We start from the raw sequence: 26,074 nt of genomic DNA on the forward strand, positions 1-26,074 counted from the left end.
GGACGGAAATGACCGAGGAAAACATTCCCGCCGGTGAAGAGACCGTGCGCGTCGAGGAGTTCGAGGCCGAGGGCCCGATCGAGATCGACGTGAGCGTGGCCATCGGCCGGGTGACCATCGAACTGACCGGCGAGAGCGGAATCCACGCCGAGGTCCGCCGGGACGGCGGCGAACAGCAGCCGTGGGTGGACGGGATGACGAGCCTGCTCAGCTGGGTGGGCGAACGTTTCGGCGACCAGCTCGGCGGTTCGCCTGCGGGCTCAGCGGGCGACGCCGTGGCGCAGACCCGGATCGAGAAGGTCGGCAACCGGCTGGTCGTCCAGGCGCCGAAGGCCTGGCAGCTGAAGAACGTCCCGCTCGCCGTGACCGTCCGGGCGCCCGCCGGTTCGCACCTGGAAGTGCGAGCGGGGGCGGCCGACGTCACGGTCACCGGTTCGGCCGGACGGGCGGACCTCATGACCGGCGCGGGCAAGATCGGCCTGGAACGGGCCGACGGTTCGGCGATCGTCCGCACCGGCACCGGCGACGTCAAACTCGGCCCGACGCTGTCCGGCCTGCAACTGCGCACCGGCAGCGGCTCCGTCGAAGCGTCCTCGGTGAGCGGTTCGGCCACGGTCGCGACCGGCACGGGCGACGTCTGGCTCGGCGAGGTCGCGGGCGAGGTCCTCGCGCGCACCGGCAGCGGCGACCTCTCGGTGGCGGACGCCGCCTCCGGGACGCTGGAGCTGACCACCGGATCGGGTGAGGTCCGGGTCGGGATCCGCGGCGGTGTCCAGGCGGAGATCGACCTTTCGTCGACGACCGGGTCGGTGTCGAGCGAGCTGGATGTCTCGGAGACCGCGCCCGCGGAGGTTTCGCTGAAGGTGCGGGCACGCACCGGCACCGGCGACGCGGTGGTGACCAGCGCGGCCGGCTGAGCCGCGGGCCCGCAGGGGGATCGAGGGACCTTTGCTCTCACTTTTCCACGGGGGTGGGAGCGAAGGTCCCTCGGCCGGGCAAGAGTCATGAAAGGGTCGTTCAAGACGTTTTTCGTCCTGAACGACCCTTTCATGACATCTGGGCCCGAGCGCTGCCTCAGGATGAGCGGCGAAGGTGGTCTTCACGGACATCCGGCCGAGTCGCCCGGCGTGGCCACGTTGCGAAGGTGGCTTTCGCAACCCTTGCGCTCCCTGTCGCCGCGACGGCCGGCCTCGCGAGGAAACCGACTGCAATGAAGGGGCCTTTCATAGCAAATTTTGCTATGAAAGGCCCCTTCATTGCAGTCGGCGAAGCACAGCGCAGGGGCTCAGCGCACGAGGCGCGAAAGCACCGGAGCGAGGTCGCCCCGCTCCCCCACCACGACCCCGTCCAGCCCCTGCCATTCCGCCATCAGCCGCAGTTCCCCGGCCAGCTCACTCGCGACCCGCGCGACATCCACGCCAGGCTCGGCGAAGGCGCCCTGAACGCGAAGCACCCCGGCGGCCCGATCGCATTTGAGGTCGACCCGGCCGACGAGTTCGCCGTCGAGCAGGAACGGGAACACGTAGTAGCCGTAGATCCGTTTCGGCTCGGGAACGTAGATCTCGATGCGGTAGAAGAAATCGAAGATGCGCTCGGTGCGGGCGCGTTCCCAGATCAGCGGGTCGAACGGCGACAGCAGCGCGCGGCCAGTGACCGTGCGAGGCGCCTTCGCCGCGACGTGCCGGTATGCCGGGGCGGGCCAGCCGTCCACGGTCACCGGTTCCAGGACGCCCGCGTCGACCAGCTCGGCCACCGCCCGCTTGCTGACGTCGGGGCCGAGCCGGTAGTAGTCGCGCAGGTCCGGTTCGGTGCCGATGCCCAGCGCGACGGCCGCGCGGGTGATCAGTTCGCGGGCGCCTTCCTCCGGGCTCACGGTCAGCGACAGGATCTCCGGCGGGACGACGCGTTCGGTCAGGTCGTAGAGCCGCTCGAACGACCGGCGCGTGCCGGTGGTCAGCTGGCCCATGCCGAAGAGCCACTCGCAGGCCTTCTTGACCTCCGACCGTTCCCACCACGAGCCGGGTTTGGAACCACCCGACTCACTTTCCAGCGCGCGCTCGATACCGCCCGCGCCGATCGGTCCCTGTTCCTTGACCACGGTGAGGATGTCGTCCACCAGCTGAGGTGTCTGCTCCAGCACCCGCGCGTAGTTCGTCCACCAGCCCATGCGTTTCGCCCCGGACCGCAGCAGCGGCCAGTCCCCCACCGGCAGCAGACTCGCCTCGTGCGCCCAGGATTCGACCAGCATCCGGGGTTTGCGCGCCGAATGGGACCAGGCCGCGTCGTCCACCAGCGTGGGCTCGTACGCGCCGAGCCGGGAGAACAGCGGCATGTAGTGCGCGCGGACCGCGACGTTCACCGAATCCAGTTGCAGCAACTGGATTCGCGACAGCACGCGCTGCAGATGCCGCCTCGTCACCGCCCCGCCCGGACGTGCCTCGGCGAACCCCTGTGCGGCCAGCGCGATCCGGCGCGCGACCGGCCCGCTGATGGTCGTAGTGCTCATCGTCCGAATGGTGCCATCCACCACCGACAGTTTTCCGCCACACCGCTAATCTGCGCAGCATGGCCGCCGCCGAAGTCCGCCCAGCAGTCGTGTCCGACGCCCCCGAAATCGCGCGCATCCAACGCGACACCTGGCGAAGCGCCTACACGGAGTTGCTCGGCGAAGCGGCCGTTGCTGGACTCGACGACGTGGAACTCGAGAAGACCTGGGCCGAAACGATCGAGTACCCGGGCACGCGTGTCTTCGTCGCCACCGAAGGCGAGTTCACCGTCGGTTTCTGTGTCGCCGGCCGCGCTCCGGAGAGCGAGGTGGCCACCGCGGACGGAGCACTGCCCGACGACGCTTCGACGACGGCGCTCATCGCCTCGCTGCTGGTCGAGCCCCGCTGGGGACGGCGCGGGCACGCTGGACGGCTGCTGGCGAACGCGTCCGTTTGGCTGCGCGAGGACGGCGCCACGCGCGGGATCAGCTGGGTCGCCCAGACCGATCACGCGTCACTGGGCTTCTTCCGGCGCGCGGGCTGGTCGCCCGACGGGACCGTCCGCATCCTCGACACCGGAAGCACGAACGTGCGCGAAGTCCGGCTCACCGGCGGCCTCGACCTCGAGCTCACTCCCTGACTTCGCGAACACGACCCAGCGCATCACCGAGTACATGAAGACGCCTTCGCACGCCCCGGCGATGAGCCGGGAGAGGCGGTAGTCGACGCCCAGCGCGGCCAGTCCCGCGCCGACGCCGAGCAGGAACGCCACGTAGTTGACGACGATCGCGACGACGTACAGCACCGCCTGCCTGCCGACGGGCGCGTGCGAGCGGAAGTTCATGCTGCGGTTCAGCACGAAGCTCAATCCGAACGCCGTCGCGTACGCGAGTGTGATCGCCAGCCACACCGGCAGGCCGAGCCAGCTCCGGAGCAGGGTCAGCAAGACCAGGTCGACCCCGAAGGTGAACCCGTTGATGAGCGCGAAACCGAGGAAACTCGGCGCCACCAGCCGGGAAAGCCCGAAGGGGAGGCGCCGGACCACGGCCGCGCAGAAGTCGGCGAAGCGATCCGCGAAATCCTTGCCGCGGACCGCGTCGTGCACGTCGGCCACGGATTCAGCATGGCAGCGGCAGGTGGCCGCGAGCCGACGAACAGGTGATCTTCTGGTGCGGCCCCGAAGCCGGGAACGGGGGCTGTCCCCAGTGCGTCCTGATTTTCAACTGATAGCTTGGTGAAGACGAAGGTAACGGGGAGGCAACGATGGTGGGCTGGTTGCTCCTGTCGTTCGGTGTCGCCTTCGGTTCGGCGATCCTGCCCGTGGTCAGCATCGAGATGTTCCTCATCGGCCTGTGCGCGAGCCAGCCGACGATGCCGTGGCTGCTGCTCGGCGCCATCGTCGCGGCGGGCCAGGTCGGCGGGAAGACGCTCTACTACCTCGCCGCGAAGGGCACGATCAAACTGCCGAAACCGCTGCACGACCGCCTGCACCGGGAGCGGCCGCCGACCCCGCGCCGGGAACGGTGGCAGGCACGGACCAAGAAGCTGCGTGCCCGGCTCGACGCCCTGCGTGAACGCTGCCATCGGCATCCGCACTGGATGGCGGGCACGTACGGGGTGAGTTCGGTCCTGGGCCTGCCGCCGTACATGGCCACGAGTGTGCTCGCGGGGCTGGTGCGGATGCCGCTGGTGAGCTTCCTGGCCACCGGGTTTCTCGGCCGCTGGCTGCGCTTCAGCCTGCTGGCCGCCTCCCCCGCCCTCTTCGCGGGCTGGTTCCACTACTGACAACCCCGCAATCAGTCACCTACTTGCGTAAGGAGACCTCGCAAGTAGGTGACTAATTGCGGGGGGGTTAGCGGGAAGTGGCTTCGAGTTCGACGGCGCGCCGCATCGTCGCGCGGGCTCGTTTCCGGTCGCCGGCGATCTCGTACGCGTATGCCAGCCGGTACCAGACGCGCCAGTTCTCCTGATCCGCCTCGACCTCGGCCCGGCGCTCGTCGAACCAGGCGTCCGCGGCGTCGCGATCCACCCGGCCGGAAGGCCGCCGAGGCAGGTCGGAGACGTCGGGCAGGCCGCCTTCTTCGTTCAGCCGCCGCGAAAGCCGCTGGATCTGGACGCCGGAGCGCCAGGTGGTCACGATGATCCAGACCCCGAGCAGCGGCAGCAGCAGGACTCCGATGCCGAAGAGCACCGGCACCGTCTCACCGGTGCGCACCAACGCGATGCCCCGGCCCGCCAGCAGGACGACGTAGACGGCGAGCGCCGCCGTCATCACCAGCGCGAAGTTGCGGGCCCTCACAGGTCGAGGACGTTCTCGAGACCGACCGTCAGGCCGGGCCGGGTGAGCACCGAGCGCACGCCGAGCAGCACGCCCGGCATGAACGACGTGCGGTGCAGCGAATCGTGCCGGATGGTCAGGGTCTCGCCCTCGCCGCCGAACAGGATCTCCTCGTGCGCCACCAGCCCGGGAAGCCGGACCGAGTGCACGCGGACGTCGTCGACGAGCGCGCCGCGGGCACCGTCCATTTCGGACGTCGTCGCGTCTTCGCCGGGGGTGAGGCCGGCTTCCGCGCGGGCCTCGCCGATCAGCCGCGCGGTGTGCGCGGCGGTGCCGGAAGGCGCGTCGGCCTTGCGGTTGTGATGCAGCTCGATGACCTCGGCCGAGTTGTAGAACCGCGCCGCCTGCTGGGCGAACCGCATCGCCAGCACCGCGCCGAGCGCGAAGTTCGGCGCGATGAGCACGCCGACCGACGGGTCGGCCGCGAGCCACGAGCGCAGCTTCTCCAGCCGCTCCTCGCTGAACCCGGTGGTGCCGACGACGGCGTGGATCCCGTTGCCGGTCAGGAACTCCAGGTTGCCCATCACGGCGTCGGGGTGGGTGAAGTCGACGACGACCTGCGCCTGCTTGATCACCGAGAGGTCGTCACCGGCGTCGAGCGCGGCGACGAGCTCCATGTCGTCGGCGCCGTCGACGGCGTTGACCACTTCCTGGCCCATCCGGCCGCGTGCGCCCAGCACGCCGACGCGAATTCCAGCGGTCATGATGCGATCACCTCGTGCAGATCGTCCGGAAGGTCGTCGGCGTGAGCGTACGGCCCGACCACCGCCGCCGCCGACACGCCACCAGGGCGGCGCAGCAGAGTGCGAGCGAGCGCACAGACCTCTTCGGTGGTGACGGCGTCGATCCGCGCCACCGTGTCGTCGACGCCGAGATAGCGGCCGTAGTTCAGTTCGTTCTTGCCGATCCGCGACATCCGCGACGAGGTGTCTTCGAGACCGAGCACGAGCCCGCCTCGCAGCTGCCCCTTCGCCCGCGCGACCTCGGCTTCGCTCAGCCCGTCCTTGCCGACGACTTCGAGCACCTCGCGGATCAGCCCGGCGACCTCGCCGAGTTTCTCCGGCTGGCAGCCCGCGTACACCGCCATGTGCCCGGCGTCGGCGTAGCTCGCGACGGACGAGTACACCTGGTACGCCAGCCCGCGCTTCTCGCGGACCTCCTGGAACAGACGCGAACTCATGCCGCCGCCGAGCGCGGCGTTGAGCACCGACTGCGCGAACCGGCGGTCGTCGTGCCGCGAAAGGGACCGCAGGCCGAGCATGACGTGCGCCTGCTCGGTGTCGTCGGTGTGCAGCGCGAGCTTCGGCGCCATCGCGATCCGCGCACGGCCGCCACGCGGCGCCACCGGCGTCGCCGTGCCGGTCAGCTTGTGCCGCAAAGCCTTGCGCACCAAGCGAAGCACCTGGGTGTGCTCGATGTTCCCCGCGACGGCGAGCACCATCCGCGGCAGCGTGTAGCGGCGGCGGTAGAACCCGCGCAGCGCCGACGCGGACATCTCCACGATGGACTTCTCGCTGCCGAGCACCGGACGGCCCAGCGCGTGGTCGCCCAGGATCGCGCCGACGAACGTCTCGTGCAGCAGGTCTTCGGGGTCGTCGTCACGCATCGAGATCTCTTCGAGCACGACACTGCGCTCGGTCTCGACGTCCTTGTCCGTGCACAGCGCCTCGAACACGACGTCGGTGACGAGGTCCATCGCGAGCGGCAGATCCTCGTCGAGCACCTGCGCGTAGTAGCAGGTGTGCTCCTTCGCGGTGAAGGCGTTGAACTCGCCGCCGACCGCGTCGATCTCCTCGGCGATCTGGGTGGCGTCGCGGTTCGTGGTGCCCTTGAACAGCAGGTGCTCGAGGTAGTGCGCCGCGCCCTCGACCGACGAAGGCTCGTCACGGGATCCGACCCCGACCCACAGCCCGACCGTCACCGACCGGGAGGCGGGCACGTGTTCGGTGATGACCCGCAGCCCTCCGGCGAGCACACTGCGCTTGACCACCGCACCGTCCGAAGTGGACTCCAGGGTGCGGGTGCTGCCGACGGGCTGTTCGTGCCCAAAGATCTGACGAGCCAACGGATCCCTTACTCACATGTCATGAAAGGGTCGTTCAGGACGAAAAATGTCCTGAACGACCCTTTCATGACGTTTCACGTCGATCTGGCCGGACCTACTGGGCGTCGGCCTTCGGAGCGTCGGCCTTCTCGCCTTCGGCCGCCTTGGCGTCCTTGGCGTCCGCCGAGTCCTCTTCCTGGACCACGATCAGGCTGATCTTGCCGCGGTTGTCGATGTCGGCGATCTCGACGCGGAGCTTGTCGCCCACGTTGACCACGTCCTCGACCTTGGCGATCCGCTTGCCGTTGCCCAGCTTCGAGATGTGCACCAGGCCGTCCTTGCCCGGCAGCAGCGAGACGAACGCGCCGAACGCGGCCGTCTTCACCACGGTGCCGAGGAAGCGCTCGCCGACCTTGGGCAGCTGCGGGTTGGCGATGGCGTTGATCTTGTCGATCGCCGCCTCCGCCGACGGGCCGTCGGCCGCGCCCACGTAGATCGTGCCGTCGTCCTCGATGGAGATGTCGGCACCGGTCTCCTCGGTGATCGAGTTGATCATCTTGCCCTTCGGGCCGATGACCTCGCCGATCTTGTCCACCGGGATCTTCACGCTGGTGACGCGCGGGGCGTACGGGCTCATCTCGTCCGGGCCGTCGATCGCCTCGGCGATGACCTCCAGGATGGTGAGGCGAGCGTCCTTCGCCTGCTTCAGCGCGGCCGCGAGGACCTCCGACGGGATGCCGTCGAGCTTCGTGTCGAGCTGCAGCGCGGTGATGATGTCCTTGGTGCCGGCGACCTTGAAGTCCATGTCGCCCATGGCGTCCTCGGCACCGAGGATGTCGGTCAGCGCGACGTAGCGGGTCTCGCCGTCGACCTCGTCGGAGATGAGGCCCATGGCGATGCCGGCGACCGGCGCCTTCAGCGGGACACCCGCGTTCAGCAGACCCATGGTCGAGGCGCAGACCGAGCCCATCGAGGTGGAGCCGTTGGAGCCCAGCGCCTCGGAGACCTGACGGATCGCGTACGGGAACTCGTCACGCTTCGGCAGGACCGGGACCAGGGCGCGCTCGGCGAGCATGCCGTGGCCGATCTCGCGCCGCTTCGGCGAACCGACGCGGCCGGTCTCGCCGGTGGAGAACGGCGGGAAGTTGTAGTGGTGCAGGTACCGCTTCGTGGTCTCCGGGGAGAGCGAGTCGATCTGCTGCTCCATGCGGAGCATGTTCAGCGTGGTGACGCCCAGGATCTGGGTCTCACCGCGCTCGAACAGCGCGGAACCGTGCGCCCGCGGGATCACGGCGACCTCGGCGGCGAGCGACCGGATGTCGGTCAGGCCGCGGCCGTCCATGCGGATCTTGTCCGTGAGGACGCGCTTGCGCATGATCTTCTTCGACAGGGCCTTGAACGCCGCGCCGATCTCCTTCTCGCGGCCCTGGAAGGCTTCGCCCTCGCCAAGGCCGATCTTCTCCAGCACCGCGGCCTTGACCTGGTCGGTCGCGTTGTCGCGATCCTGCTTGCCCGCGATGGTCAGGGCGTTGGCGAGGTCGTCGGTCGCGATGGCGGCGACGGCGTCGAACGCGTCCTGCTCGAAGGCGAGGAAGACCGGGAACTCACCGGTCGGCTTGGCGGCGACGTCGGCCAGCTGCTGCTGGGCCTCGCACAGCACCTTGATGAACGGCTTCGATGCCTCGAGGCCCTCGGCGACCGAGACCTCGTCCGGCGCCTTGCCGCCGTCGGCGATCAGGTCGAGCGTGCGGTCGGTGGCTTCGGCCTCGACCATCATGATCGCGACGTCGTCACCGACGATGCGACCGGCGACCACCATGTTGAAGGTGGCGTCCTCGAGCTGCTTCCAGGTCGGGAACGCGACCCACTGGCCCTCGATCAGCGCGACGCGGACGCCGCCGACCGGACCGGAGAACGGCAGGCCGGCGATCTGCGTCGAGGCCGAAGCCGCGTTGATCGCGAGCACGTCGTACGGGTCGTCCGGGTTGAGGCTCTGGACGGTGATGACGACCTGGATCTCGTTGCGGAGACCGTCGGTGAACGACGGGCGCAGCGGCCGGTCGATCAGGCGGCAGGTCAGGATCGCGTCGGTCGACGGGCGGCCCTCGCGACGGAAGAACGCGCCGGGGATGCGTCCGGCGGCGTACATCCGCTCCTCGACGTCCACGGTCAGCGGGAAGAAGTCGAAGTGGTCCTTCGGGTGCTTCGACGCGGTGGTCGCCGAGAGCAGCATGGTCTCTTCGTCGAGGTACGCGACGACCGCGCCCGCGGCCTGACGGGCCAGACGGCCGGTCTCGAAGCGGACGGTGCGGGTGCCGAAACGGCCGTTGTCGATCACGGCTTCGGTTTCGTGCACGGTGACTCCGGTGGAGTCGGTCATAGGGTGTATCTCCTCTTTTGATCCTCTGTAACGGCGCGAGTCTCCCACCCTGGGACCTGTTTCGCCTGCGGACGCTCGAGGAGTGATGCCGGTCTTCGATCGAAGCCCCCGGGCCGTTGCCCGGGAACCACTACCGAGGACCGGCGGACGGTTCCTCGTGCGCGCTCGCGCCACGCTCTTCGAAAAGACAGAGCTTCGGTGTACTTGGACCGAGGGGGAGCGACCGTCGCGGTCACTCCCCCTCGGGTTCAAGCTATCGGCGCAGGCCGAGACGCTGGATCAGCGCACGGTAACGCTCGATGTCCACCTTCATCACGTAGTTCAGCAGCCGGCGGCGGCGGCCGACCAGCAGCAGAAGCCCGCGACGGGAGTGGTGGTCGTGCTTGTGAGCCTTGAGGTGCTCGGTGAGGCCGACGATGCGCTTGGTCAGCAGCGCGACCTGGGCCTCGGGGGATCCGGTGTCCGAGTCGTGCACGCCGTACTCGGCAAGGATCGACTTCTTTTCTTCGGTGGACAACGCCACTGTGGTGCTCCTAGATATCTGTGCCGTGCGGCCCGGACGATGTCTTCACGCCGGGTGAGACGGTCACGGCCGCCACGGACTGCAGCCGGACCCAATCATGAAGGCTACCAGCCTCGTGATCAGCGGCTTCAGGCGCGGGCGTGGTCCAACGCGTACGACCGGATCACCCGGTAACGCGACGACCCTTGCTCACGGTCACTGCTCATCAGAACGGCCTCGGTCGCCGTCCAGGTCTCACTGGTGAACCCGGCCAGCCGCTCCACCCACGCGCTCGCGGCTTCCGGCCGGTCGCGGGGGAAGCGGGCCAGTGTCAGGTGGGCCACGTACGGCCTGCCTTCGTTCCCCGCACCGGCCTTCGTGGCCAGCTCGTGGAGCCCGGTTCCGGCAACACTCAACCACAGCACCCCGGGGAATGTCGCGGCCTTTTCCAGCCGGAGGTCGATCGGGCCCGCGCCTGCCAGCCGCCCGGCGAGCCACTCGCCTCGCTCGGCCGCGTCGTCCTCGCCGTGGAAACCGAGCGTGATATGCCAGTTTTCCCGTGTCGACCAGCGGAAACCTTCGTCCTCGGGTGCACCCAGCGCGGCAGCGACCTCGTCGAGGACACCGTCCGGCGGGATCAACGCACTGAAGAGAATCAGGATCCGTTCCTCGCGGCGCGGCGCAGCAGATCCGCCAGCGCTGGGAAGTCGTCGTCGAGCATCTTCGCGGCTTCGGTGAGGTCTTCGTCCTCGCCGATGTCCCGCAGCGCCACGAGCACACCCTGGTCGTCGGCGACGGCGCCGACCGGGATGCTGTCCCTGCCCACCGTCGGCCGCGAATCGCGGACGTCTTCCAGTGCCTCCTGCATGGCCTTGCGGTCCCCCGCGGCGACCGCCGGCACCAGGACCTTGCGCTCCAGCATGATCATCTTGGCGAGTACGACCGGGTTCCCGATCTTCGCGCGGCGCCCGCTCATCACCTGGCTGAGCATGGGCGCGCTGATGCCGAGGACCTCCGCGAGGAATGCCTGGGAGATGTCGAAGGCGACGACCAGTCTCCGCACGCGATCGCCGAGCGGCTCCCCGTACCACTCCTTCTGCAGCGCGATGTTCCGCTGGACGATCTTGTGGTCCTCCACCTGGTCCGCTCCCCTAACCCCATCGAACGCCATGCGCGGTCCGTGACATCTTGCCACCGGAACGCACGTGGGCGGGCGTGTTTGTCGATTGTCATCCGGCCTGCGCCGAAACGATCAGTCCTGCTCGCCGAGCAGGTCCCTGGTCCGGGCGACGTCCTCGTCGATCTGCTTCACCAGGCCCTCCGACGTCGGGAAACGGACCTGATCCCGCAGCTTGGCGACGAAATCGAGCGCGACGTGCTGCCCGTAGAAATCCTCGTCGATGTCGAGGACGAAGGCCTCGACGGTGCGCTCCCGGCCCGAGAAGGTCGGGTTGGTCCCGACCGACACGGCGGCGCGCAGCCGTCGGCTGGAATCCGACGAACGGGTGAACCAGGCGCTGTAGACCCCGTCGGCGGGCACCGCGGCGAAACGCGGCGTCGACAGGTTCGCCGTCGGGTAACCGAGATCGTGCCCCCGGCCGTCACCGCGGACGACGATGCCCTCCAGCCGGTGCGGCCTGCCGAGCGCTTCGGACGCCGCGATGACGTCTCCGGCGTCGATGCACGAGCGGACGTAGGTCGAGGAGAAGGTGATCTCGTTCTCGGTCTGCTGTTGTGCGAGCAGCCCCTGCAATTCCGCGCCGTAGGCCACGAAACCGAACCGCTTCCCCAGCGTGCGGAGGAGATTGACGTCACCGGCGGCCTTGGCGCCGAAGGTGAAGTTCTCGCCGACGATCACCGCGGCCGCGTGCAGTTTGTCCACGAGGACCTCGTGCACGAACTCGTGCGCTGTCAGCCTCGACAGTTCCAGCGTGAACGGCAGTACACAGAAGACGTCGACGCCCAGACCCTCGACCAGTTCCGCCTTGCGGCGCAACGTGGTCAGCTGCGCGGGATGGCTGCCCGGCCGGATCACCTCCGACGGATGCGGGTCGAAGGTCAGCACCACACTCGGCACACCGCGTTCGGCGGCGGCGCGGACCGTCCTCGAGATCAGCTCCTGATGACCGCGGTGCACGCCGTCGAAGACGCCGATCGTCACCACGCACCGTCCCCAGCTCCCGGGAAGGTCACCCAAACCACGCCAACGCTGCACTTGTGCCCCGTCTCCTCCAGGCCTGCTTCGTGCACCACCCTAAGCGGGCAGCAACACGACCACCGAGCGGGCCAGTTCGCCTTCGTCCGCGGCGAGCGCGAGCACCCGGCCGTCCGGTCCGAACATCCCGTAGGTCCCGTCGATCCCGGCCGCGGGCACCCTCTGTCCATATCGGACCGCCTGTGCCATACGGGCGTCCAGATCGCGGCGCGGGAACGCGGCGGCGACGGCGGCGTCGAGGTCCAGCGACAGTTCCGGCTTGTCTTCGAGCTGATCGAGAGTGCGGGCCTTGGCGAGCGTGAAGGGCCCGACCGTGGTGCGCCGCAACGCGAGCAGATGCCCGCCGGCGCCGAGCCCGGCGCCGAGGTCGCGGGCCAGCGCCCGCACGTAGGTCCCGGACGAACACTCGACGACGGCGTCGAGTTCGATCCGGCCGGCCTCGCGGCGGGTGGCGAGCAGATCGAAGCGGTGCACGGTGACCGGACGCGGCGGGATCACGACCTCTTCGCCGGCCCGGACCCTGGCGTACGCGCGTTTGCCGTCGATCTTCACCGCGCTGACCGCGCTCGGCACCTGCTGGATGTCGCCGGTCAGCAGGGCGATCCCGGCGGCGATCGCGTCGTCGGTGATCTTCTCGACAGTTTCCGGGGCGGCTTCGGCGATCGGCTCGCCCTCGGCGTCGTCGGTCGTGGTGGACAGTCCCAAGGAGAGGGTCGCGAGGTAGGTCTTGCGGTCCAGCGCGAGATGGCCGAGGAGTTTCGTCGCGCGTTCGATGCCGAGCACCAGCACGCCGGTGGCCATCGGGTCGAGGGTGCCGGCGTGCCCGACCTTGCGGGTGCCCATGAAGCGCCGCGCCCTGGCGACGACGTCGTGGGAGGTCATCCCGGACGGTTTGTCGACGATGACGAGACCGGGCGGCGGAGCGGGACGTTTCTTGGCGGGAACCTGATTGGGGCGCGACACGGGCCGAACCCTATCTTTCGGGCCTTCGCCTAGGACGAGACGGGCATCGGCGCTTCGGCGTCCCAGCGGCGGCGCCGGATCTGCACCGGGATCTCCTCGCCGCGGGCCTCGGCCTCGAACAGCACGGCGCGGGTGCGCCGCCACCACACGAGCATCCGGAAGGTGCCGAACGCGAGCACCGCCATGACGGACAGCAGCGCCAGGCGGAACGTGCCGCCCGTCCACTCCAGCAGCACGCCGACCGCGAGCGCCGAGATCGTCGTGGCGACGAACCCGCCGACGTTCACGACCCCGGTCGCGGTGCCGACGCGCGAGAGCGGGTTGTAGTCCCGCGCCAGCGCGAAGCCGATCATCGACGCGGGGCCGCCGAGGGAGAGGAACGCGAACGCGGGGACCAGGACCGCGACAGGGACCGTCCCGTTCCAGCCGAGCAGGACCGCCCACATCACCGCGGCGCCGCCGATGTACCCGCCGACGAGCGGCATCCGCAGCGACGGCCGCCGTCCGATCAGGCCGCCGACGATCGGGCCGCCGATCATCGAGCCGAACACGAAGACGATCAGCAGCGAACTCGCGGTGGACTTCGGATATCCCTGTCCCTGCACCAGGAACGGGACTCCCCACAGCATGGTCAGCACGTTGGGGGCGAACATCGTGCTGAAGTGCACCCAGAATCCGAGCCGGGTCCCCGGGGTGCGCCACGCGTCGGCGACCTGGCGGCCCAGCACCTTCGGATGCACCTTTTCGCGGACGGGTTCCGGCACACCGCGTGGGATGTCTTCGACGCGGAGGGCGACGACGGCGGTGTACAACGCGGTCACCAGGCCGGCGGCGAGGAACGTCGGGGTCCAGCCGGGACCGTCGAGCAGCAGGCCGAGCGGAAGGGTCGCGGCGAGGTTGCCGACGTAACCGATCGCCCCGGTCAACGCGGCGAGCAACGCGTACTGGCGGCCGGGGAAATGCGTGGCGATCAGCCGCAGGATGCTCACGAAGGTCAGCGCGTCACCGAAACCGACGACGGCGCGGGCGAGCAGGCCGAGCGGATAGGAATCGGCGACCGCGAGCAGGAGCTGGCCGAGGCCGAGGAAGAACACGGCGCCGGTGAGCACGCGGCGCGGGCCGTAGCGGTCGACGAGGACGCCGGTGGGGATCTGCATCGCGGCGTAGACGCCGACCTGCAGCACGGTGAACGTGCCGAGCGCGGCCGCGCCGACGCCGAAGCGGTCGGCGGCCTGGAGCCCGGCGACGCCGAACGACGTGCGGTGGAAGACGGCGAGAAGATAGACGGTGACGGCGGCGAACCAGATGAACCAGGACCGGCGGGTGGCTCGGCCTGTCACAGTGTTTCCTCCTCGAGGACGGCTCCGGGCAACAAGAGACGCCCGCGCTGCCGCCTCATATAGTTGTAACTCCTAAGCAATGACGAAACATAGCCGTTACCCGGGTAATTTTCGCCACAGGGACGCTCGCCACCTCCGCAATTCGTCACCTACTTGCGGTGGTCCGGGACGCAAGTAGGTGACGAATTGCGCGGGGTCAGGCCGCGCGGACGGCGCCTTCCACGGCCCATCGTCCCGAGCGCCACCGCACCAGCAAGGTCGCCAGCCGCAGCAGCATGAACAGCGAGAGCCCGGTCCAGATCCCGGCCAGCCCCCAGCCGAACGCGAGCGACAGCCAGACCAGCGGCAGGAACCCCAGCGCAGCGCTCAGCAGCGTCGCGTTGCGCAGGAAGGCGGCGTCGCCGGCGCCGAGCAGGACACCGTCCAGCGCGAACACCACCCCGGCGATCGGTTGCAGCGCGACGAAGAACCACCACGCGTGCGGGATCTGCCCGAGCACGGCCGCGTCCGAGGTGAACACCTGCGGCAGCACCCCGGCCACCGACGCGAACACGACACCGAGGAAACAGCCGAATATCAGGCCGTACACGGTGATCTGGTTCGACACACCACGCGCCCGTTTGCTCGCACCGGCGCCGAGGGCGGCGCCCACGAGCGACTGCGCGGCGATCGCGAGCGAGTCCAGGACGAGGGCGAGGAACGTCCACAGCTGGAGCACGACCTGGTGCGCGCCGACCGCCTCGGTGGACGTCCGCGCGGCGACCGCGGCGGCGGAGACGAAGCACGCCTGGAAGGCGAGACTGCGCAGCACCAGGTCCCGGCCGAGGCCGAGCTGGGCGCGCATCACCTTCGGTTCCGGGCGCAGCCCGACCCGCTCCCGCACCAGTGCCACGATGAACAGCGACGCCGAGATCACCTGCGCGACGACGTTCGCGATCGCCGAACCTTCCAGTCCCCAGTCCGCGCCGTACACCAGAAGCGGGCACAGCACGGCGGAGATCCCGTTGCCCGCCAAGACATAGCGCAACGGTTTCGCGGAGTCCTGCACGCCGCGCATCCAGCCGTTGCCCGCCATCGTGATGAGGATGAACGGCGTCCCGAACAGCGCGATCCGCAGCCAGGAGACGGCCGCGTCGGTGATCGCGGCGTCCCCGGAGAGGACCCGGGCGATGGGCGCGGCCAGCAGCTGCCCGGCGACGATCACGACCAGCCCGACGATCACCGCGAGCCAGGTCGCCTGGACACCTTCGCGGACCGCGTCGCCGCGACGTCCGGCGCCGTGCAGCCGTGCCGTCCGCGACGTGGTGCCGTACGAAAGGAACGTCAGCTGGCTCGAAACCTGCGACAGCACGACACCGCCGACCGCGAGCCCGGCCAGCGGCAGGGCGCCGAGATGCCCGACGACGGCCGTGTCCACCAGGACGTACAGCGGTTCGGCCGCGAGGACGCCGAGCGCGGGCACGGCGAGGCCGAGTACGCGTTTCGGTGGGACGCGCTCGTCGAGTTCGGAAGCTTCAGGCACCACCGCAGACTAAACGTCGGCCGCGGTCACTCGAACGGCTCGTGTGGCGAACGTGGTCATCGCGCCCGCCTGCCGCGCAGCATCCGGTCTCCGGCGTCCACATAGGACTCGAAGAATTCGGCGACCTCCTCCAGTCTGGCCTCGGCCGGCTCGCCCTCGGCGGACCGGGCTCCACTCCGGAGCACTCGGACGAAGGCGCGGGTCCGTTCGTGACTGGCGGCGAGGAGCTGCTCGAATCCGCTCACCGCCTCGATGAGCAGACGGCGGCTGCCCGGCTGCGGGATGGTCCTGGCGAGCCCCCACGAGACCAGCTCGCGGACGGCCACGCTCACCGCCCCTTTGCTGAGGCCCAGTGCCGCGCCGAGTTCGTCCAGCGACACGGGTCCGGAGCCGAGCAGGAGCTGTCCGTAGACCCGGCCCGTCGTCCGGGGCAGGTTCCACGACCCGAGGAAGTCGCCCATGGCCGTGACGAACTCGGCGCGGTCTTCCGCGGCCGTCATGCCGAAGGCTCCGCGTCCCAGCCGTCGATGATGGCCCTGATGGCCTTGGTCGTCGCCTCCGCCGCGTCGAGGGTGACCACGTGCCCGGCGCCGGGGATGACGTGCTCGGTGACGCCTTCGGCCCGCGCCCAGCGGGGCATCGCGGACGCGATGTTGCCGGTGCGGTCGCCGTCGCCGCGAACGAGGCCGAGCGGAACCGGCGAGCGGTGCCCCGGTTCCGGGTGGACGAGTGACACGGTGGCCCGCCAGACGTCGAGGAAGACACGTTTGGGCATCCGGGCGAACACCGCCTCGCAGTCGGCGATCCCCTCCGGCGTCTCGGCCGAGGCGCGGGCCATGATGCCCGGCAGCCGCGACGCGGGGATCAGCGCCAGTGCCGGGGCGGCGAGCTTCAGCAGGAGCCGCTCCCCCGGGCCGAGCGGACCGGCGTTCCAGGTGGATCCCACGACGATGAGGCCGTGGGCGCGCTCGGGGACGCGGCGGACGAGCGCCTGCGCAAGGTTCCCGCCGAGCGAGTGTCCGATGAGGATCGGCCGGTGGAGCCCGAGGTGATCGAGCAGGGCGATCAGGTCGTCGAGCGCCGCCGTCGCGGTGAAACGGGCACCCGGTGCGAGGCTCGACTCGCCGTGCGCGCGTTGGTCCCAGCTGACGACCCGGTGGCCTGCCTCATGCAGGGCCTCCGCCTGCGCGTCGAACATCCGGTGGTCCATCCCGGCGCCATGGGTGAAGACGATCGGGCGCCGCTCCCCCGGGAGGTCGCCGTAGCGCAACTCTGCGCCGTCCCGGTGCAGCACCTCGCTTATATTCAGCATTTTCCGAATATAGCAAATTCACCGACCAGATGTCGCAATCATCGGAATGGTGTTGGTATCCTGCCGTCGAGGCGAGGGAAGGAAGTGTGATGGTCCGGCTGACACGAGCGCAGCAGCAGGCGCGGACCCGTGCCGCGGTCCTGGCGGCGGCACGGGCGGAGTTCGTCGAGTACGGGTACGGCGCGGCGAAAGTGGACCGCATCGCCGAGCGGGCGGAACTGACCAGGGGGGCGGTGTATTCGAACTTTCCCGGCAAACGCGCGTTGTATCTCGCGGTGCTGGTCGACCTGGTCGAGCAGGCGGACACCCCCCTCGCCGCCGAGGAGCCGGGGTCTGCGGGCGAAGCGCTGAGCACGTTCGCGCGGGTCTGGCTGGACAGGCTGCCCCTGGTCGACGACCCCGCCGCCGGTGGACGCCTGCACTTGCGTTCCCTGACCGGTGTCATCGAGGACGAAACGGGACGAGTCGTCCTCGCCCAGACCGCCCGGCTGGAAGCGCTGCTGCTGGCGCTGACGCTGGAGTCCTGCGCCCCCGAAGACCCGCCGGGGCGCCGTGTCCGCCTGGCCGAGCTGGCGTTGACGCTGCTCGGCGGTTCGAGTCTCATCGCGGAGCAGGCTCCCGGCTTCGGCGACCCCTTCGACCGGGCACGCGCGTGCGAGCACCTGGCGAGCCTCGACCTGACAGACGTCTGGGCACCGGCTCATCTGCCCTACGTGACACCCGCGGCTCGGGTGCGGGAGGCATGGACGCCGCCCGCCGATGTCCGCGATCCGCTCACCGCGGACGTGGTCGATCTGGCCTCGGAAGGCGTGGTGGTCGTGCTGGGAGGCGCGAGGCTGGAAGCGGCCGAGGAGGCCGTGCGGTCGGCGCGGCCCGGCGAGCAGGTCACCATCGTCGTCGTCACCGGCGATGCCGCGAACACCGGCCAGCTCATTCGCCTGCGCGTCGGCGACCTGGTGTCGTGCCTGCGTCAGGTCTCCCCTTCCCCACTGCCGGGGCACCTTCATCTCGTGTTCGACGACGATGCCCGCGTCGCGGCCGCGGTCGGCTTGTCAGAAGTCGGCGACAGCACCGAAGCCGCGGTGCGCGTCCGCGGGAAGGCCGTCGTCGCCCGCGCCGAGGGCCGGGGCGCCGCGTACGCCGTCGCGAAATCGGAAACCGCCCGTACCGAAGGAGCCACGACGTGACCCGCGCCGGTTCGGATACCGGGCTGCTCGTGCTGCATGCCCTGCGCTGCGGCGGTTACGCCGGATTGCCGCGCTTGTCGGCGACCACCGGGTTGAGCGAGTCCGAACTCGAGTCGGAGCTGATCGACCTCGCGGTCGCGGGGCAGGTCACGCGGCTGAGCGGCCTTGACGCCTGGGGGTGCACCGACGCCGGTCGCGAAGCCGATGCCGAGCGCATCACCGCACAGCTGGAGGCCGCCGGTGCTCGCGCGGCGGTCAAGGCTGCTTTCGACCGGTTCCTGGTGCTCAACCCGGAACTGCTCGACCTCTGCACCGCATGGCAGCTCCGTCCCGTGGAGGGAGAGCAGATCGTGAACGACCACGACGACCCGGCCTACGACGCCCGCGTCCTCGGTCGCTTCGCCGACCTGCACGAGCGCATGATGCCGGTGTGTCACGCCTTGGAGGCGGCGCTGCCGCGCTTCGGCCGGTATCGCGTGCGACTGGCGAGCGCCCTCGGCCGGGCCCGATCAGGCGAGCATGCCTACGTCGCGGATTCGACCGCGTCGTACCACGTCGTCTGGGCCGAACTGCACGAAGATCTCCTTGCGACACTGGGCATTCCGCGGTGAAGTGGCTGCGAAAGCTCACTCCGGACACCCGGGAGGATCCCGGGCTCATCGGCGCGAAGGCCCACGGACTCCTCGATCTGCACCGGCTCGGCCTGCCGGTGCCGGCCGGATTCGTCGTCACCACCGAAGCGTGCCGTGCTTTCCTGCGCGACGGCCACTTCCCCGACGGGCTCCGTGACGAGCTGACCGCGGCGACGCGAACGCTGGAAGAGACCGCAGGCTCGTCACCATTGACCGTGTCGGTGCGCTCCGGGGCCGGCGTGTCGATGCCCGGCATGATGGACACCATCCTGAATCTCCGGCCCACCGCCGAGCAGCTGGAGACGGCCGTCGAGGCGGTCTTCGCCTCCTGGGACACACCGCGGGCACGCACCTACCGGGAACTGCACGGCATCGACCACGATCTGGGCACCGCCGTGATCGTCCAGGAGATGGTCTACGGCGACCGAGACGGCCGAAGCGGCACCGGAGTCGCCTTCAGCAGGAACCCCAACACCGGCGAGCCCACCCCGTTCGGTGACGTGCTGTTCGGCCATCAGGGGGAAGACGTCGTCGCGGGCACCTCGCCTGTGCTGCCCCTCACCGGACTCACCACCCGCGAACCGCGCGTGTGGAAGGCACTGACCGACGCCCTGGACCGGTTGGAAGACCACTACCGCGACGCCGTCTATGTCGAGTTCACCTTCGAAACCGGGGTCCTGTGGCTCCTCCAGGTACGCCCCGGACGTTTCACCGGTGCCGCGGCGATCAGGGTCGCCGTCGACCTCGCCGACGAAGGACGGATCGGCCGAACCGAGGCGCTGCACCGGGTTTCACGCCGGCAGATCGAACGCGCCCGCACGCCTCGCATCGCCCCGCGGCCGGATACGACCCTGCTCGGTCGCGGAACAGGCGCCTGCCCAGGCGTCGCCACCGGCAGGATCGCCACGACCACCGAGGCGGCGAGACGGATGGCGGCCGACGGCCCGGTCGTCCTCGTCCGCCCCGAAACCTCCCCGAACGACATGAACGGACTCGCGGTGGCGGCGGGCATCCTCACGGCACGCGGCGGCCCGGCCAGTCACGCCGCCGTCGTCGCCCGCTCCCTCGGCAAACCCGCCGTGGTCGGCATGGGCACACTCGCCATCGACGAAACGAACGCGTCGATCACCGTGGGCGAGCGCACTCTCGACGAAGGAACGCTCGTGACCATCGACGGAACCGGCGGCGAGGTCGCCCTCGGCCGCGTGCCGACGGTCACGAGGGAGACCGGGGACCATCTGGAACGTTTCCTGGCCTGGGCCGAAGAAGCCGCTCGCCTGCCGCGGTCGTGAGTGGCGCTTCGGGTTAAGGCCACGGGTGCCTTAGGTATCTACGCGGGTTTCGGCGGCGGTTGGTGCCAGGCTGCGGACTCGGTAATCCCCACGTTCGCCCCCCAGGCACTAGCAGTCACAGCGGCTGCGCGTGAAGGCCCCCTTCCCCTCGGCTCAGCGAAGGAAACTCGACCTTCACACCTTCCCCAGGTACGTACAGGACTCCAGTCAGGCGCTCGCGTGAGTTTTCGCGGTCGCGGGGATGTCGTGAAGGGCCCCTTTGAGACCTTCACCGTCTCAAAGGGGCCCTTCACGACATGAGAGTTCGACGCCGGGCCGTGGGAAGCGCCGAAGAGCAGGGAAGGGGGGCCTTCACGCGCACCCCCAGTACATGAAGGACCCCATCCTTGCGCCTAAGTACAGGAAGGGGTCCTTCATGTACTTCAAACCCGGCATCACCCAAGAAACGTCGCAGGTCACACAGTAGGTACCTAAGCAGAGGCTCGCCAGAACCCGAATCGCCACTCACGGCCCCCGGCGACCCTTACTCCTCACGACGCTCAGGGACGCTGGCCCGGCCCGAAGCCCGTCCATCGCAGCTCGTCCGGGAGATGCCCCATGTCGTTGTACATCAGCAACGACGGGGCGGCGCCGTCGTAGTGGTCGATCACCGTCAACGCGGTGTTCCCGCAGCTCAATCCCAGCCAGCGCTCCGGTGGCGCGTCGAGCGCGTCGCACACCAACCAGGCGACCGGATAAGCGTGTGTCACCAGCACTTCGTGCGTTTCCCTCTCGGTAGGGCGAGCGAACCGCTCGGTCAACGCGGCGGCGATCCGCGCCCCCTCAGCCGCTTCCTCAGGGTCGTAGCCGTCGAACAGCCCGCGCCAGGCCGGAGGCGGATCGGCGGGCACGTGCGGCACGTTGTCCACCAGCTCCGCCGCCTCGCCCACCGACGTACCCGTGAGGTGCTCGCCGATGATCTCCGCGGTCTTCACCGCACGCGACAGCGGTGAATGCCATACGGCGTCCACCGGCAGGCGCGCGAGCCGCTTCGCCAGCAGTTCGCATTGGCGCCGCCCCACTTCCGTCAACTCGCCGAACGGATCCGCAGCCCCGTGCCGGACCACGTACAGGTGTCTCGTCGCCATGACGCCCTCGCTCCTGGATGTTGTTACCATCCCAATGGTAACAACATCTTACTCAGCGGAGGAACGGTTCGTACTGCCGCTGGAGACGGAGTGCCTGGATCTGCCGCGTGGTGTCGAGCGCGACACCGACGAGGAACACGAGGACCACCTGCAAGGCCACGCCGACGACGGGAACCCGGGGGCTCACGTCCAGTAAGCCCAGCCCGGCGACCGGGAGCACCGCGACCACTCCGGAGCAGAGAGCTCCGAAGGCGATGATCCGGCGGTTCACGTAGTCGAGGTATTCGGCGGTCGCGTTCCCGGGCCGGATCCCGGGGACGAAGCCGCCGACCCGCACCAGCTCGCTCGCCACCTTGTCCATGTCCTGTGCCACGGCCGCCCTCATGAAGGCGAAGAGGCAGACGAGCAGGAAATAGACCGCGATCCGCCTGGGATCGCCCTCGTCACGCAGCCACCCCAGCCAGGTCGCGCCGGGCAAGAGCACCGGTACGGACAGCAGCACCGCGGCCAGCACGGCCGGGCTGTTCGCCTGGGGGAACCGAAGCGGGATGTAGGTCGCGGTCCCGCCGAAGGCACGCCTGCCGATCATCCGCTTCGCGTACTGCACCGGGACGCGACGCTGTCCCTGCGCGACGACGATCGTGATCACCGTGATCGACAGCGTCACCACGGCCATGACCGCGATGGCCGCCCAGCCCGTTTTTTCGTACAGCCGCAGGAATTCCGGCGGCAGCACGGCCAGCACCTGCGCGAGCAGCAGGATCCGCACGCCGTCACCGAATCCCCGCTCGGTGATCACCTCGGTCAGCCGCAGGACCAGCGCGGTGCCCACCGTCAGGCACGCCACGGCGACAACCGTGTCGAGGGCGTCCTGACCGCGAAACCCGAGCACGCCGATCGCGCCCAGCAGGCCGAGTCCGACGGTGAGCCGTCGCCGGTAGCGCTTCAGCACACGTGCGCCGGCCTCCCCTTCGGCCCGCAGCGCGGCCAGCCGCGGGATCAGGACGATCAGCGCGCGCAGGACGGGCGGCGCGGCCAGGCAGGGAAGGACACCGAAAGCGAACACCGGCAGCGTGAACAGGCCGCCGCCGGTGAGGAGGTCGAGGATCCAGCGCAGCGGGTGATCGGTTTCCGGTGCGCGGACGGTCACGGAGGGGGCGGGCACGCTCTGGCCCAGCCGGAACACCACGATCACACCCAGCGTGACCAGGATCCGGCGGCGGAGGGAGGCTCTGTCGTTCATCGTGGGGATCACGCTAGGGACGACCGATGAAATTACGATGACACCGCCCGCGCCCAGGTCACAGCAAAGGCGCCCTCGACAAGGCCGCCCTCAGCTTGTCGAGCACCTCGCCCGCCGTGCCCTCCGCGGTGCATCCGGCCGCCTGCCGATGACCGCCGCCACCCAGTTCCCCTGCCGCCGCCGAAACGTCGACGCCGCCCGCCGAACGAAGCGACACCGTCCACCGCTGCTTCGGCCCGGTCGGCTCGGCTTCCTTGAGCACCACGGCGACCCCGGCCTCCCGCGTGGACCGGACGACATCGATGACCGCTTCGACCTCCTCCGCGCGCACACTCCGCGCGACGTCGAGCGTCACGACCGCGTGCGCGAGCCCGAAACCGCGTGCTTCGTCCGGCTCGAGGCGGGCCCCCGCGAGCACGTCCGAAAGCATCGGCAGCCACGCGAACGGATGGTCGTCGACGATCTCGCGGACCACCTTGTCCGGGTCCACACCCGCTTCGAGCAGCTTCGCGGCCATCAGATGGGTGGACGGCCGGGCCCGGCGGAACCCGCTCGTGTCGGTGACCAGCCCCGCGTAGAGACAGCGCGCGATCGGCTCGTCGATCTCCGTGCCCAGCTCCCGCAGTAACGCGAAAACGAGGACGGCGGTGGCCTCGGCGGTGTCGTCGACGACGTGGTGCGTGCCGTAGAAGACGTTGGACGCGTGATGATCGATCACCAGGACGTCGCCCCCGGCCGCGCGGACGGCGTCCACCCGCGACGCGAGCTTCCCGAGCCTGCCCGGGGTGGGCGTGTCCAGCGCGACCAGCAACTGCTCACTCTCCGGCAGCTCGCTCGCGGGGACATAGAGCCCGCCGACGTCCAGGCTCCGCAGGGTTTCGGGCATTTCCTCGGGCTCGCCGACCGACACGCGGACCTTGACGCCCCCGCGCGACTGGAGGGCCCGGCCCAGCGCCAGCGCGCTGCCGAGCGCGTCGGCGTCCGGACGGACATGGCCGAGCAGGGTCACGTCGTTCGCGCGCGCCAGCAGGGCGGCGGCTTCTTTGAGGTTCGGCACTGGAGTCGCTGTCACAATCAGTCAAGCTACGCTCTACCGGATGTCCGAGTACGCGATCCTGGTCTACCCGTCCGCCAACCGGGTCTACACCGACTCCACCCCGGCCCTGCTGCGCGCGGAGCTGGCGGTGTTCGGTCTGTCCGCTTTGGAGACCGAGGTCTCCGAGATCGGCGAGACGCAACTTGGCGGCGTCGGCTACCTCACCTTCACCACGCCCGCCCCGTTGAGCGAACGCGATCTCGCGCTCCTTTCGAACCTTTCCGCGCTGTACGCGCTGTTCGAACTCGGCGACGGCGTCCTGAAGCCGGTGACGATCAGCCCGCTCGCGAACTTCGACTCGGATCTGCTGACCATCCAGAAGTACCCCGGCAAGACGAACGAGCTGTTCACCAAACTGCTCGTCAACGTCACCCTGATGTCGACGGCGAACCCGGCCGCGATGCTGGACGAGCCGCTGCACCTGCTGGATCCGCTCTGCGGCCGCGGCACCACGCTGAACCAGGCGATGATGTACGGCTTCGACGCGACCGGTCTCGACGTCGACGGCAAGGATTTCGACTCCTACGAACTGTTCATCAAGACCTGGCTGAAGCAGAAGCGCGTCAAGCACAGCGCCGAAACCGGTCAGGTGCGCCGCAACAAGGTCCGCCTCGGCAGGCGGCTCGACATCGGCTTCGGGATCACCAAGGAGCAGTACAAGGCCGGCGAGGTGCGCAAGCTGAGCTACCTCAACTGCGACACGCTCACCACGGACGAACTGCTGCGGCCGAACTCGGTGGACCTCATCGTCACCGACGCCCCGTACGGCGTGCAGCACGGCAGCCACCGCACCCAGGACGCGTCGCTCGCGCGCAGCCCGCGGGACCTGCTCGCGGCCGCCGTCCCGGTGTGGACACGGGTGCTGCGGCCCGGCGGCGCGCTCGGCATCTCCTGGAACACCAACGTCGCGCCGCGCGAGGAACTCGCCGCGATCCTGGGCAAGGCGGGACTGCGGGTACGCGAGGACGGGCCGTTCGCGGAGTTCTCGCACCGTGTGGACCAGGCGATCGTGCGGGACCTGATCGTCGCGGCGAAACCGGCCTGACCTCGGCGCGGATCCGTGAGGGTCAGGTGATGCGTTCCCCCACGAACTTCAGCACGTCGGGCATGATCCCGCGCCAGTAGTCGTCGTTGTGCTCACCGTCGGACATCTTCGCGACGGCGGGGTCGAGTGCCTTGATGAGTTTGCGATCGGCGCGGGCGAAGGGATCCGAATTCCCGCACCACACCCCCGTCGACGACGCCGAGAGGTCGCCGGTGTGCAGCAGCGGCTCGTGCGATTCCCATTGCGCGCGGTCCGCGAAGACCTTGCGGGACTTGGCATCGGGCCAGCTCACGAAGAGCGCGGCACTCGCCACGGCGACGGCTTTGAGGTTCTTGTGATCGCGGGCGTAGCGCAGCGCGCCGAAGCCGCCCATCGAGATCCCGAAGATCGCCGACGCCGGCCGCAGCTGGCGCTGGGCCAGCCAGCCGGGGAGTTCGTCGGACAGCATCCGCTGCGGGTCGTCGGCCTTGCCGACGTCCACCCAGTAGTTGTCCCCATCGACGGCGGCCACCGCGAAACCGGGCAACCCGGCGGCGACGACCTTGTTCAGCGCGTCCTGCACACCGAGGTTCAGGAACGTGCGGGCATCCGCGCCGCGCCCGTGGAGGGCGAAGCAGACCGGCATCCCGACCCGGGACACGCCGTCCGGCGCGATGATGACGAGGTTGACGTCGCGGTTGCGGGCCGCGGACCGCATCTTCTGCACCGTGACCGCTTCGGTGAGCGGCGTCGGAGTGGTCGGCGGGGCCACCGGCGGAGGCCCCATCAAGGGCGGGTTTTCGGCGCCGCAAGCGGAAACCAGCGCCGAGCCGCCGAGGGCCGCGGCTCCCAGCAGCAGGCCACGCCGGCTCACGGCGTGGCCCACTCCCTCAGCTACGGGTCTCCCCATCGGCGAACTCATCGTCTTCGGCCTCTTCCCGCGGCGGCTTGTACGGGTCGGCTTCACCGGCGTGCTGCGCACCGGTCGCCCGCCGGGCGACCTCCGCGTCGGCTTCCCTGGCCTTCGCGAGGAGGTCTTCGATGCGCTTGGCGTCCTCAGGAATGCTGTCGGCCACGAAGGCCAGCGTCGGAGTGTAGCGGACTCCCGTGCCCTGACCGACCTTCGTCCGCAGCACACCGCGGGCGGATTCGAGCGCCGCGGCGGCACCGGCGTGATCGGGCGTGGATTCCAGGTTCTCGCCGAGCACCGTGTAGTAGACCGTGGCGTCGTGCAGATCCGCCGTGATCTTCGTGTCGGTGATCGTCACGTGGTTGAGCCGCGGATCCTTGATGTCGTGCTCGATCGCGTGCGCGACGATCTGTGAGATCCGCTTGGCGAGCTTACGAGCCCGAGCGGGGTCGGCCATGGGG

26 protein-coding genes and 1 pseudogene are annotated in these 26,074 nt (G+C 69.5%); 7 read left to right on the forward strand and 20 right to left on the reverse strand.

Translation table 11 applies throughout. The features are described 5' to 3' along the window. Nucleotides 1–8: 8 nt before the first annotated feature. A complete protein-coding gene (locus ACIHAO_RS18515) occupies nucleotides 9–917 on the forward strand; it encodes a DUF4097 family beta strand repeat-containing protein (RefSeq protein WP_396559311.1) in 909 nt (302 codons plus the stop codon). A gap of 368 nt (nucleotides 918–1,285) precedes the next feature. Here ACIHAO_RS18515 and ACIHAO_RS18520 read toward each other — a convergent pair whose 3' ends face one another. After that, on the reverse strand, nucleotides 1,286–2,506 hold the full coding sequence (locus ACIHAO_RS18520; protein ID WP_396559313.1) for a winged helix-turn-helix domain-containing protein: 1,221 nt from the start codon (nucleotides 2,504–2,506) through the stop codon (nucleotides 1,286–1,288). A 59-nt stretch (nucleotides 2,507–2,565) separates the two neighbouring features. Here ACIHAO_RS18520 and ACIHAO_RS18525 point away from each other — a divergent pair, with 59 nt between their 5' ends. Next, on the forward strand, nucleotides 2,566–3,126 hold the full coding sequence (locus tag ACIHAO_RS18525) for a GNAT family N-acetyltransferase (protein WP_396559315.1): 561 nt from the start codon (nucleotides 2,566–2,568) through the stop codon (nucleotides 3,124–3,126). A gap of 66 nt (nucleotides 3,127–3,192) precedes the next feature. On the opposite strand, the pseudogene ACIHAO_RS18530 reads toward ACIHAO_RS18525, so the two are convergent. Then, nucleotides 3,193–3,600 (reverse strand): annotated as a pseudogene (locus ACIHAO_RS18530) (GtrA family protein); the annotation flags it as partial. Between the two features lie 149 nt (nucleotides 3,601–3,749). Between ACIHAO_RS18530 and ACIHAO_RS18535 the strand changes: the two are divergent. Beyond that, on the forward strand, nucleotides 3,750–4,271 hold the full coding sequence (locus ACIHAO_RS18535; protein ID WP_396559317.1) for a YqaA family protein: 522 nt from the start codon (nucleotides 3,750–3,752) through the stop codon (nucleotides 4,269–4,271). Between the two features lie 67 nt (nucleotides 4,272–4,338). Here ACIHAO_RS18535 and ACIHAO_RS18540 read toward each other — a convergent pair whose 3' ends face one another. The 13 genes from ACIHAO_RS18540 to ACIHAO_RS18600 form a co-directional block, all read right to left on the reverse strand. Continuing rightward, the gene (locus ACIHAO_RS18540; RefSeq protein WP_396559319.1) at nucleotides 4,339–4,785 is read right to left on the reverse strand and encodes a tetratricopeptide repeat protein; all 447 of its coding nucleotides are present in this window, start codon (nucleotides 4,783–4,785) and stop codon (nucleotides 4,339–4,341) included. Further along, complete coding sequence (gene dapB, locus ACIHAO_RS18545; protein WP_396559321.1) at nucleotides 4,782–5,528, reverse strand: 4-hydroxy-tetrahydrodipicolinate reductase; 747 nt, start codon at nucleotides 5,526–5,528, stop codon at nucleotides 4,782–4,784. The genes ACIHAO_RS18540 and dapB overlap by 4 nt, the downstream gene beginning before the upstream one ends. Then, nucleotides 5,525–6,889, reverse strand: a complete 1,365-nt coding sequence (locus ACIHAO_RS18550; RefSeq protein ID WP_125793361.1) for a pitrilysin family protein — start codon at nucleotides 6,887–6,889, stop codon at nucleotides 5,525–5,527. Before ACIHAO_RS18550 ends, dapB begins: the two co-directional genes overlap by 4 nt. Nucleotides 6,890–6,983: 94 nt before the next feature. Next, nucleotides 6,984–9,248, reverse strand: a complete 2,265-nt coding sequence (locus tag ACIHAO_RS18555; protein WP_396559324.1) for a polyribonucleotide nucleotidyltransferase — start codon at nucleotides 9,246–9,248, stop codon at nucleotides 6,984–6,986. 253 nt (nucleotides 9,249–9,501) lie between these two features. Then, nucleotides 9,502–9,771: a 30S ribosomal protein S15 gene (gene rpsO, locus ACIHAO_RS18560; RefSeq protein ID WP_003084034.1), complete on the reverse strand. Its 270-nt coding sequence runs from the start codon at nucleotides 9,769–9,771 to the stop codon at nucleotides 9,502–9,504. Nucleotides 9,772–9,899: 128 nt separating this feature from the next. Further along, nucleotides 9,900–10,409, reverse strand: coding sequence for an RNA 2',3'-cyclic phosphodiesterase (thpR, locus tag ACIHAO_RS18565; RefSeq protein WP_396559732.1), 510 nt, complete (start codon nucleotides 10,407–10,409; stop codon nucleotides 9,900–9,902). Continuing rightward, a complete protein-coding gene (locus ACIHAO_RS18570) occupies nucleotides 10,406–10,888 on the reverse strand; it encodes an XRE family transcriptional regulator (protein ID WP_396559326.1) in 483 nt (160 codons plus the stop codon). Before ACIHAO_RS18570 ends, thpR begins: the two co-directional genes overlap by 4 nt. A 114-nt stretch (nucleotides 10,889–11,002) precedes the next feature. Then, nucleotides 11,003–11,965 (reverse strand): bifunctional riboflavin kinase/FAD synthetase, encoded by a 963-nt coding sequence (locus ACIHAO_RS18575; RefSeq protein WP_396559328.1) that lies wholly within the window; start codon nucleotides 11,963–11,965, stop codon nucleotides 11,003–11,005. A gap of 39 nt (nucleotides 11,966–12,004) precedes the next feature. Next, entirely contained in the window at nucleotides 12,005–12,928 is a 924-nt protein-coding gene (gene truB / locus ACIHAO_RS18580; protein WP_396559330.1) for a tRNA pseudouridine(55) synthase TruB, read from the reverse strand. A 29-nt stretch (nucleotides 12,929–12,957) separates the two neighbouring features. After that, nucleotides 12,958–14,268, reverse strand: coding sequence for a nitrate/nitrite transporter (locus ACIHAO_RS18585; protein ID WP_396559332.1), 1,311 nt, complete (start codon nucleotides 14,266–14,268; stop codon nucleotides 12,958–12,960). A gap of 196 nt (nucleotides 14,269–14,464) precedes the next feature. Further along, nucleotides 14,465–15,793: an MATE family efflux transporter gene (locus ACIHAO_RS18590; RefSeq protein WP_396559334.1), complete on the reverse strand. Its 1,329-nt coding sequence runs from the start codon at nucleotides 15,791–15,793 to the stop codon at nucleotides 14,465–14,467. Nucleotides 15,794–15,846: 53 nt separating this feature from the next. After that, complete coding sequence (locus tag ACIHAO_RS18595) at nucleotides 15,847–16,290, reverse strand: GbsR/MarR family transcriptional regulator (RefSeq protein ID WP_396559336.1); 444 nt, start codon at nucleotides 16,288–16,290, stop codon at nucleotides 15,847–15,849. Further along, a complete protein-coding gene (locus ACIHAO_RS18600; protein WP_396559338.1) occupies nucleotides 16,287–17,102 on the reverse strand; it encodes an alpha/beta fold hydrolase in 816 nt (271 codons plus the stop codon). The genes ACIHAO_RS18595 and ACIHAO_RS18600 overlap by 4 nt, the downstream gene beginning before the upstream one ends. 89 nt (nucleotides 17,103–17,191) lie before the next feature. Between ACIHAO_RS18600 and ACIHAO_RS18605 the strand changes: the two genes are divergently transcribed. Genes ACIHAO_RS18605 through ACIHAO_RS18615 form a run of 3 tightly spaced genes read left to right on the forward strand, consistent with a single transcriptional unit; the run spans nucleotide 17,192 to nucleotide 20,213 of the window. Then, nucleotides 17,192–18,289, forward strand: a complete 1,098-nt coding sequence (locus tag ACIHAO_RS18605; protein ID WP_396559340.1) for a TetR/AcrR family transcriptional regulator — start codon at nucleotides 17,192–17,194, stop codon at nucleotides 18,287–18,289. After that, on the forward strand, nucleotides 18,286–18,900 hold the full coding sequence (locus ACIHAO_RS18610; protein WP_396559342.1) for a transcriptional regulator: 615 nt from the start codon (nucleotides 18,286–18,288) through the stop codon (nucleotides 18,898–18,900). Before ACIHAO_RS18605 ends, ACIHAO_RS18610 begins: the two co-directional genes overlap by 4 nt. Then, entirely contained in the window at nucleotides 18,897–20,213 is a 1,317-nt protein-coding gene (locus tag ACIHAO_RS18615) for a PEP/pyruvate-binding domain-containing protein (RefSeq protein WP_396559344.1), read from the forward strand. The genes ACIHAO_RS18610 and ACIHAO_RS18615 overlap by 4 nt, the downstream gene beginning before the upstream one ends. A 539-nt stretch (nucleotides 20,214–20,752) precedes the next feature. Here ACIHAO_RS18615 and ACIHAO_RS18620 read toward each other — a convergent pair. From ACIHAO_RS18620 to ACIHAO_RS18630, 3 genes are read right to left on the reverse strand one after another with little or no spacing between them, the layout of a single operon-like run. Next, nucleotides 20,753–21,340 carry a histidine phosphatase family protein gene (locus tag ACIHAO_RS18620; RefSeq protein WP_396559346.1) on the reverse strand — a complete coding sequence of 196 codons (588 nt, stop codon included), beginning with the start codon at nucleotides 21,338–21,340 and terminating at the stop codon, nucleotides 20,753–20,755. 52 nt (nucleotides 21,341–21,392) lie between these two features. After that, nucleotides 21,393–22,583: a preprotein translocase subunit SecY gene (locus ACIHAO_RS18625; protein ID WP_396559348.1), complete on the reverse strand. Its 1,191-nt coding sequence runs from the start codon at nucleotides 22,581–22,583 to the stop codon at nucleotides 21,393–21,395. Between the two features lie 58 nt (nucleotides 22,584–22,641). Then, a complete protein-coding gene (locus tag ACIHAO_RS18630; protein WP_396559734.1) occupies nucleotides 22,642–23,640 on the reverse strand; it encodes a bifunctional oligoribonuclease/PAP phosphatase NrnA in 999 nt (332 codons plus the stop codon). A gap of 40 nt (nucleotides 23,641–23,680) precedes the next feature. On the opposite strand from ACIHAO_RS18630, the gene ACIHAO_RS18635 reads away from it, so the two are divergent. Then, the gene (locus ACIHAO_RS18635) at nucleotides 23,681–24,724 is read left to right on the forward strand and encodes a TRM11 family SAM-dependent methyltransferase (protein WP_396559350.1); all 1,044 of its coding nucleotides are present in this window, start codon (nucleotides 23,681–23,683) and stop codon (nucleotides 24,722–24,724) included. Between the two features lie 22 nt (nucleotides 24,725–24,746). Here ACIHAO_RS18635 and ACIHAO_RS18640 read toward each other — a convergent pair whose 3' ends face one another. Beyond that, entirely contained in the window at nucleotides 24,747–25,613 is an 867-nt protein-coding gene (locus tag ACIHAO_RS18640; protein ID WP_396559352.1) for an alpha/beta hydrolase, read from the reverse strand. Beyond that, nucleotides 25,594–26,070, reverse strand: coding sequence for a 30S ribosome-binding factor RbfA (gene rbfA / locus ACIHAO_RS18645; RefSeq protein ID WP_396559354.1), 477 nt, complete (start codon nucleotides 26,068–26,070; stop codon nucleotides 25,594–25,596). Before rbfA ends, ACIHAO_RS18640 begins: the two co-directional genes overlap by 20 nt. Nucleotides 26,071–26,074 lie beyond the last annotated feature (4 nt).

The sequence above is a fragment of the Amycolatopsis sp. NPDC052450 genome, from assembly GCF_044547565.1.
Lineage (GTDB): Bacteria > Actinomycetota > Actinomycetes > Mycobacteriales > Pseudonocardiaceae > Amycolatopsis.

Excerpts from the sequence above, each read along its gene's own strand:
- ACIHAO_RS18635 (WP_396559350.1), top strand. The coding sequence starts at position 23,681 with ATGTCCGAGTACGCGATCCTGGTCTACCCGTCCGCCAACCGGGTCTAC.
- ACIHAO_RS18620 (WP_396559346.1), bottom strand. The coding sequence starts at position 21,340 with ATGGCGACGAGACACCTGTACGTGGTCCGGCACGGGGCTGCGGATCCG.
- ACIHAO_RS18525 (WP_396559315.1), top strand. The coding sequence starts at position 2,566 with ATGGCCGCCGCCGAAGTCCGCCCAGCAGTCGTGTCCGACGCCCCCGAA.
- rbfA (WP_396559354.1), bottom strand. The coding sequence starts at position 26,070 with ATGGCCGACCCCGCTCGGGCTCGTAAGCTCGCCAAGCGGATCTCACAG.
- dapB (WP_396559321.1), bottom strand. The coding sequence starts at position 5,528 with ATGACCGCTGGAATTCGCGTCGGCGTGCTGGGCGCACGCGGCCGGATG.
- ACIHAO_RS18555 (WP_396559324.1), bottom strand. The coding sequence starts at position 9,248 with ATGACCGACTCCACCGGAGTCACCGTGCACGAAACCGAAGCCGTGATC.
- ACIHAO_RS18600 (WP_396559338.1), bottom strand. The coding sequence starts at position 17,102 with ATGCTGAATATAAGCGAGGTGCTGCACCGGGACGGCGCAGAGTTGCGC.
- ACIHAO_RS18535 (WP_396559317.1), top strand. The coding sequence starts at position 3,750 with ATGGTGGGCTGGTTGCTCCTGTCGTTCGGTGTCGCCTTCGGTTCGGCG.
- ACIHAO_RS18595 (WP_396559336.1), bottom strand. The coding sequence starts at position 16,290 with ATGACGGCCGCGGAAGACCGCGCCGAGTTCGTCACGGCCATGGGCGAC.
- ACIHAO_RS18640 (WP_396559352.1), bottom strand. The coding sequence starts at position 25,613 with ATGGGGAGACCCGTAGCTGAGGGAGTGGGCCACGCCGTGAGCCGGCGT.
- ACIHAO_RS18515 (WP_396559311.1), top strand. The coding sequence starts at position 9 with ATGACCGAGGAAAACATTCCCGCCGGTGAAGAGACCGTGCGCGTCGAG.
- ACIHAO_RS18605 (WP_396559340.1), top strand. The coding sequence starts at position 17,192 with ATGGTCCGGCTGACACGAGCGCAGCAGCAGGCGCGGACCCGTGCCGCG.
- ACIHAO_RS18520 (WP_396559313.1), bottom strand. The coding sequence starts at position 2,506 with ATGAGCACTACGACCATCAGCGGGCCGGTCGCGCGCCGGATCGCGCTG.
- ACIHAO_RS18625 (WP_396559348.1), bottom strand. The coding sequence starts at position 22,583 with ATGAACGACAGAGCCTCCCTCCGCCGCCGGATCCTGGTCACGCTGGGT.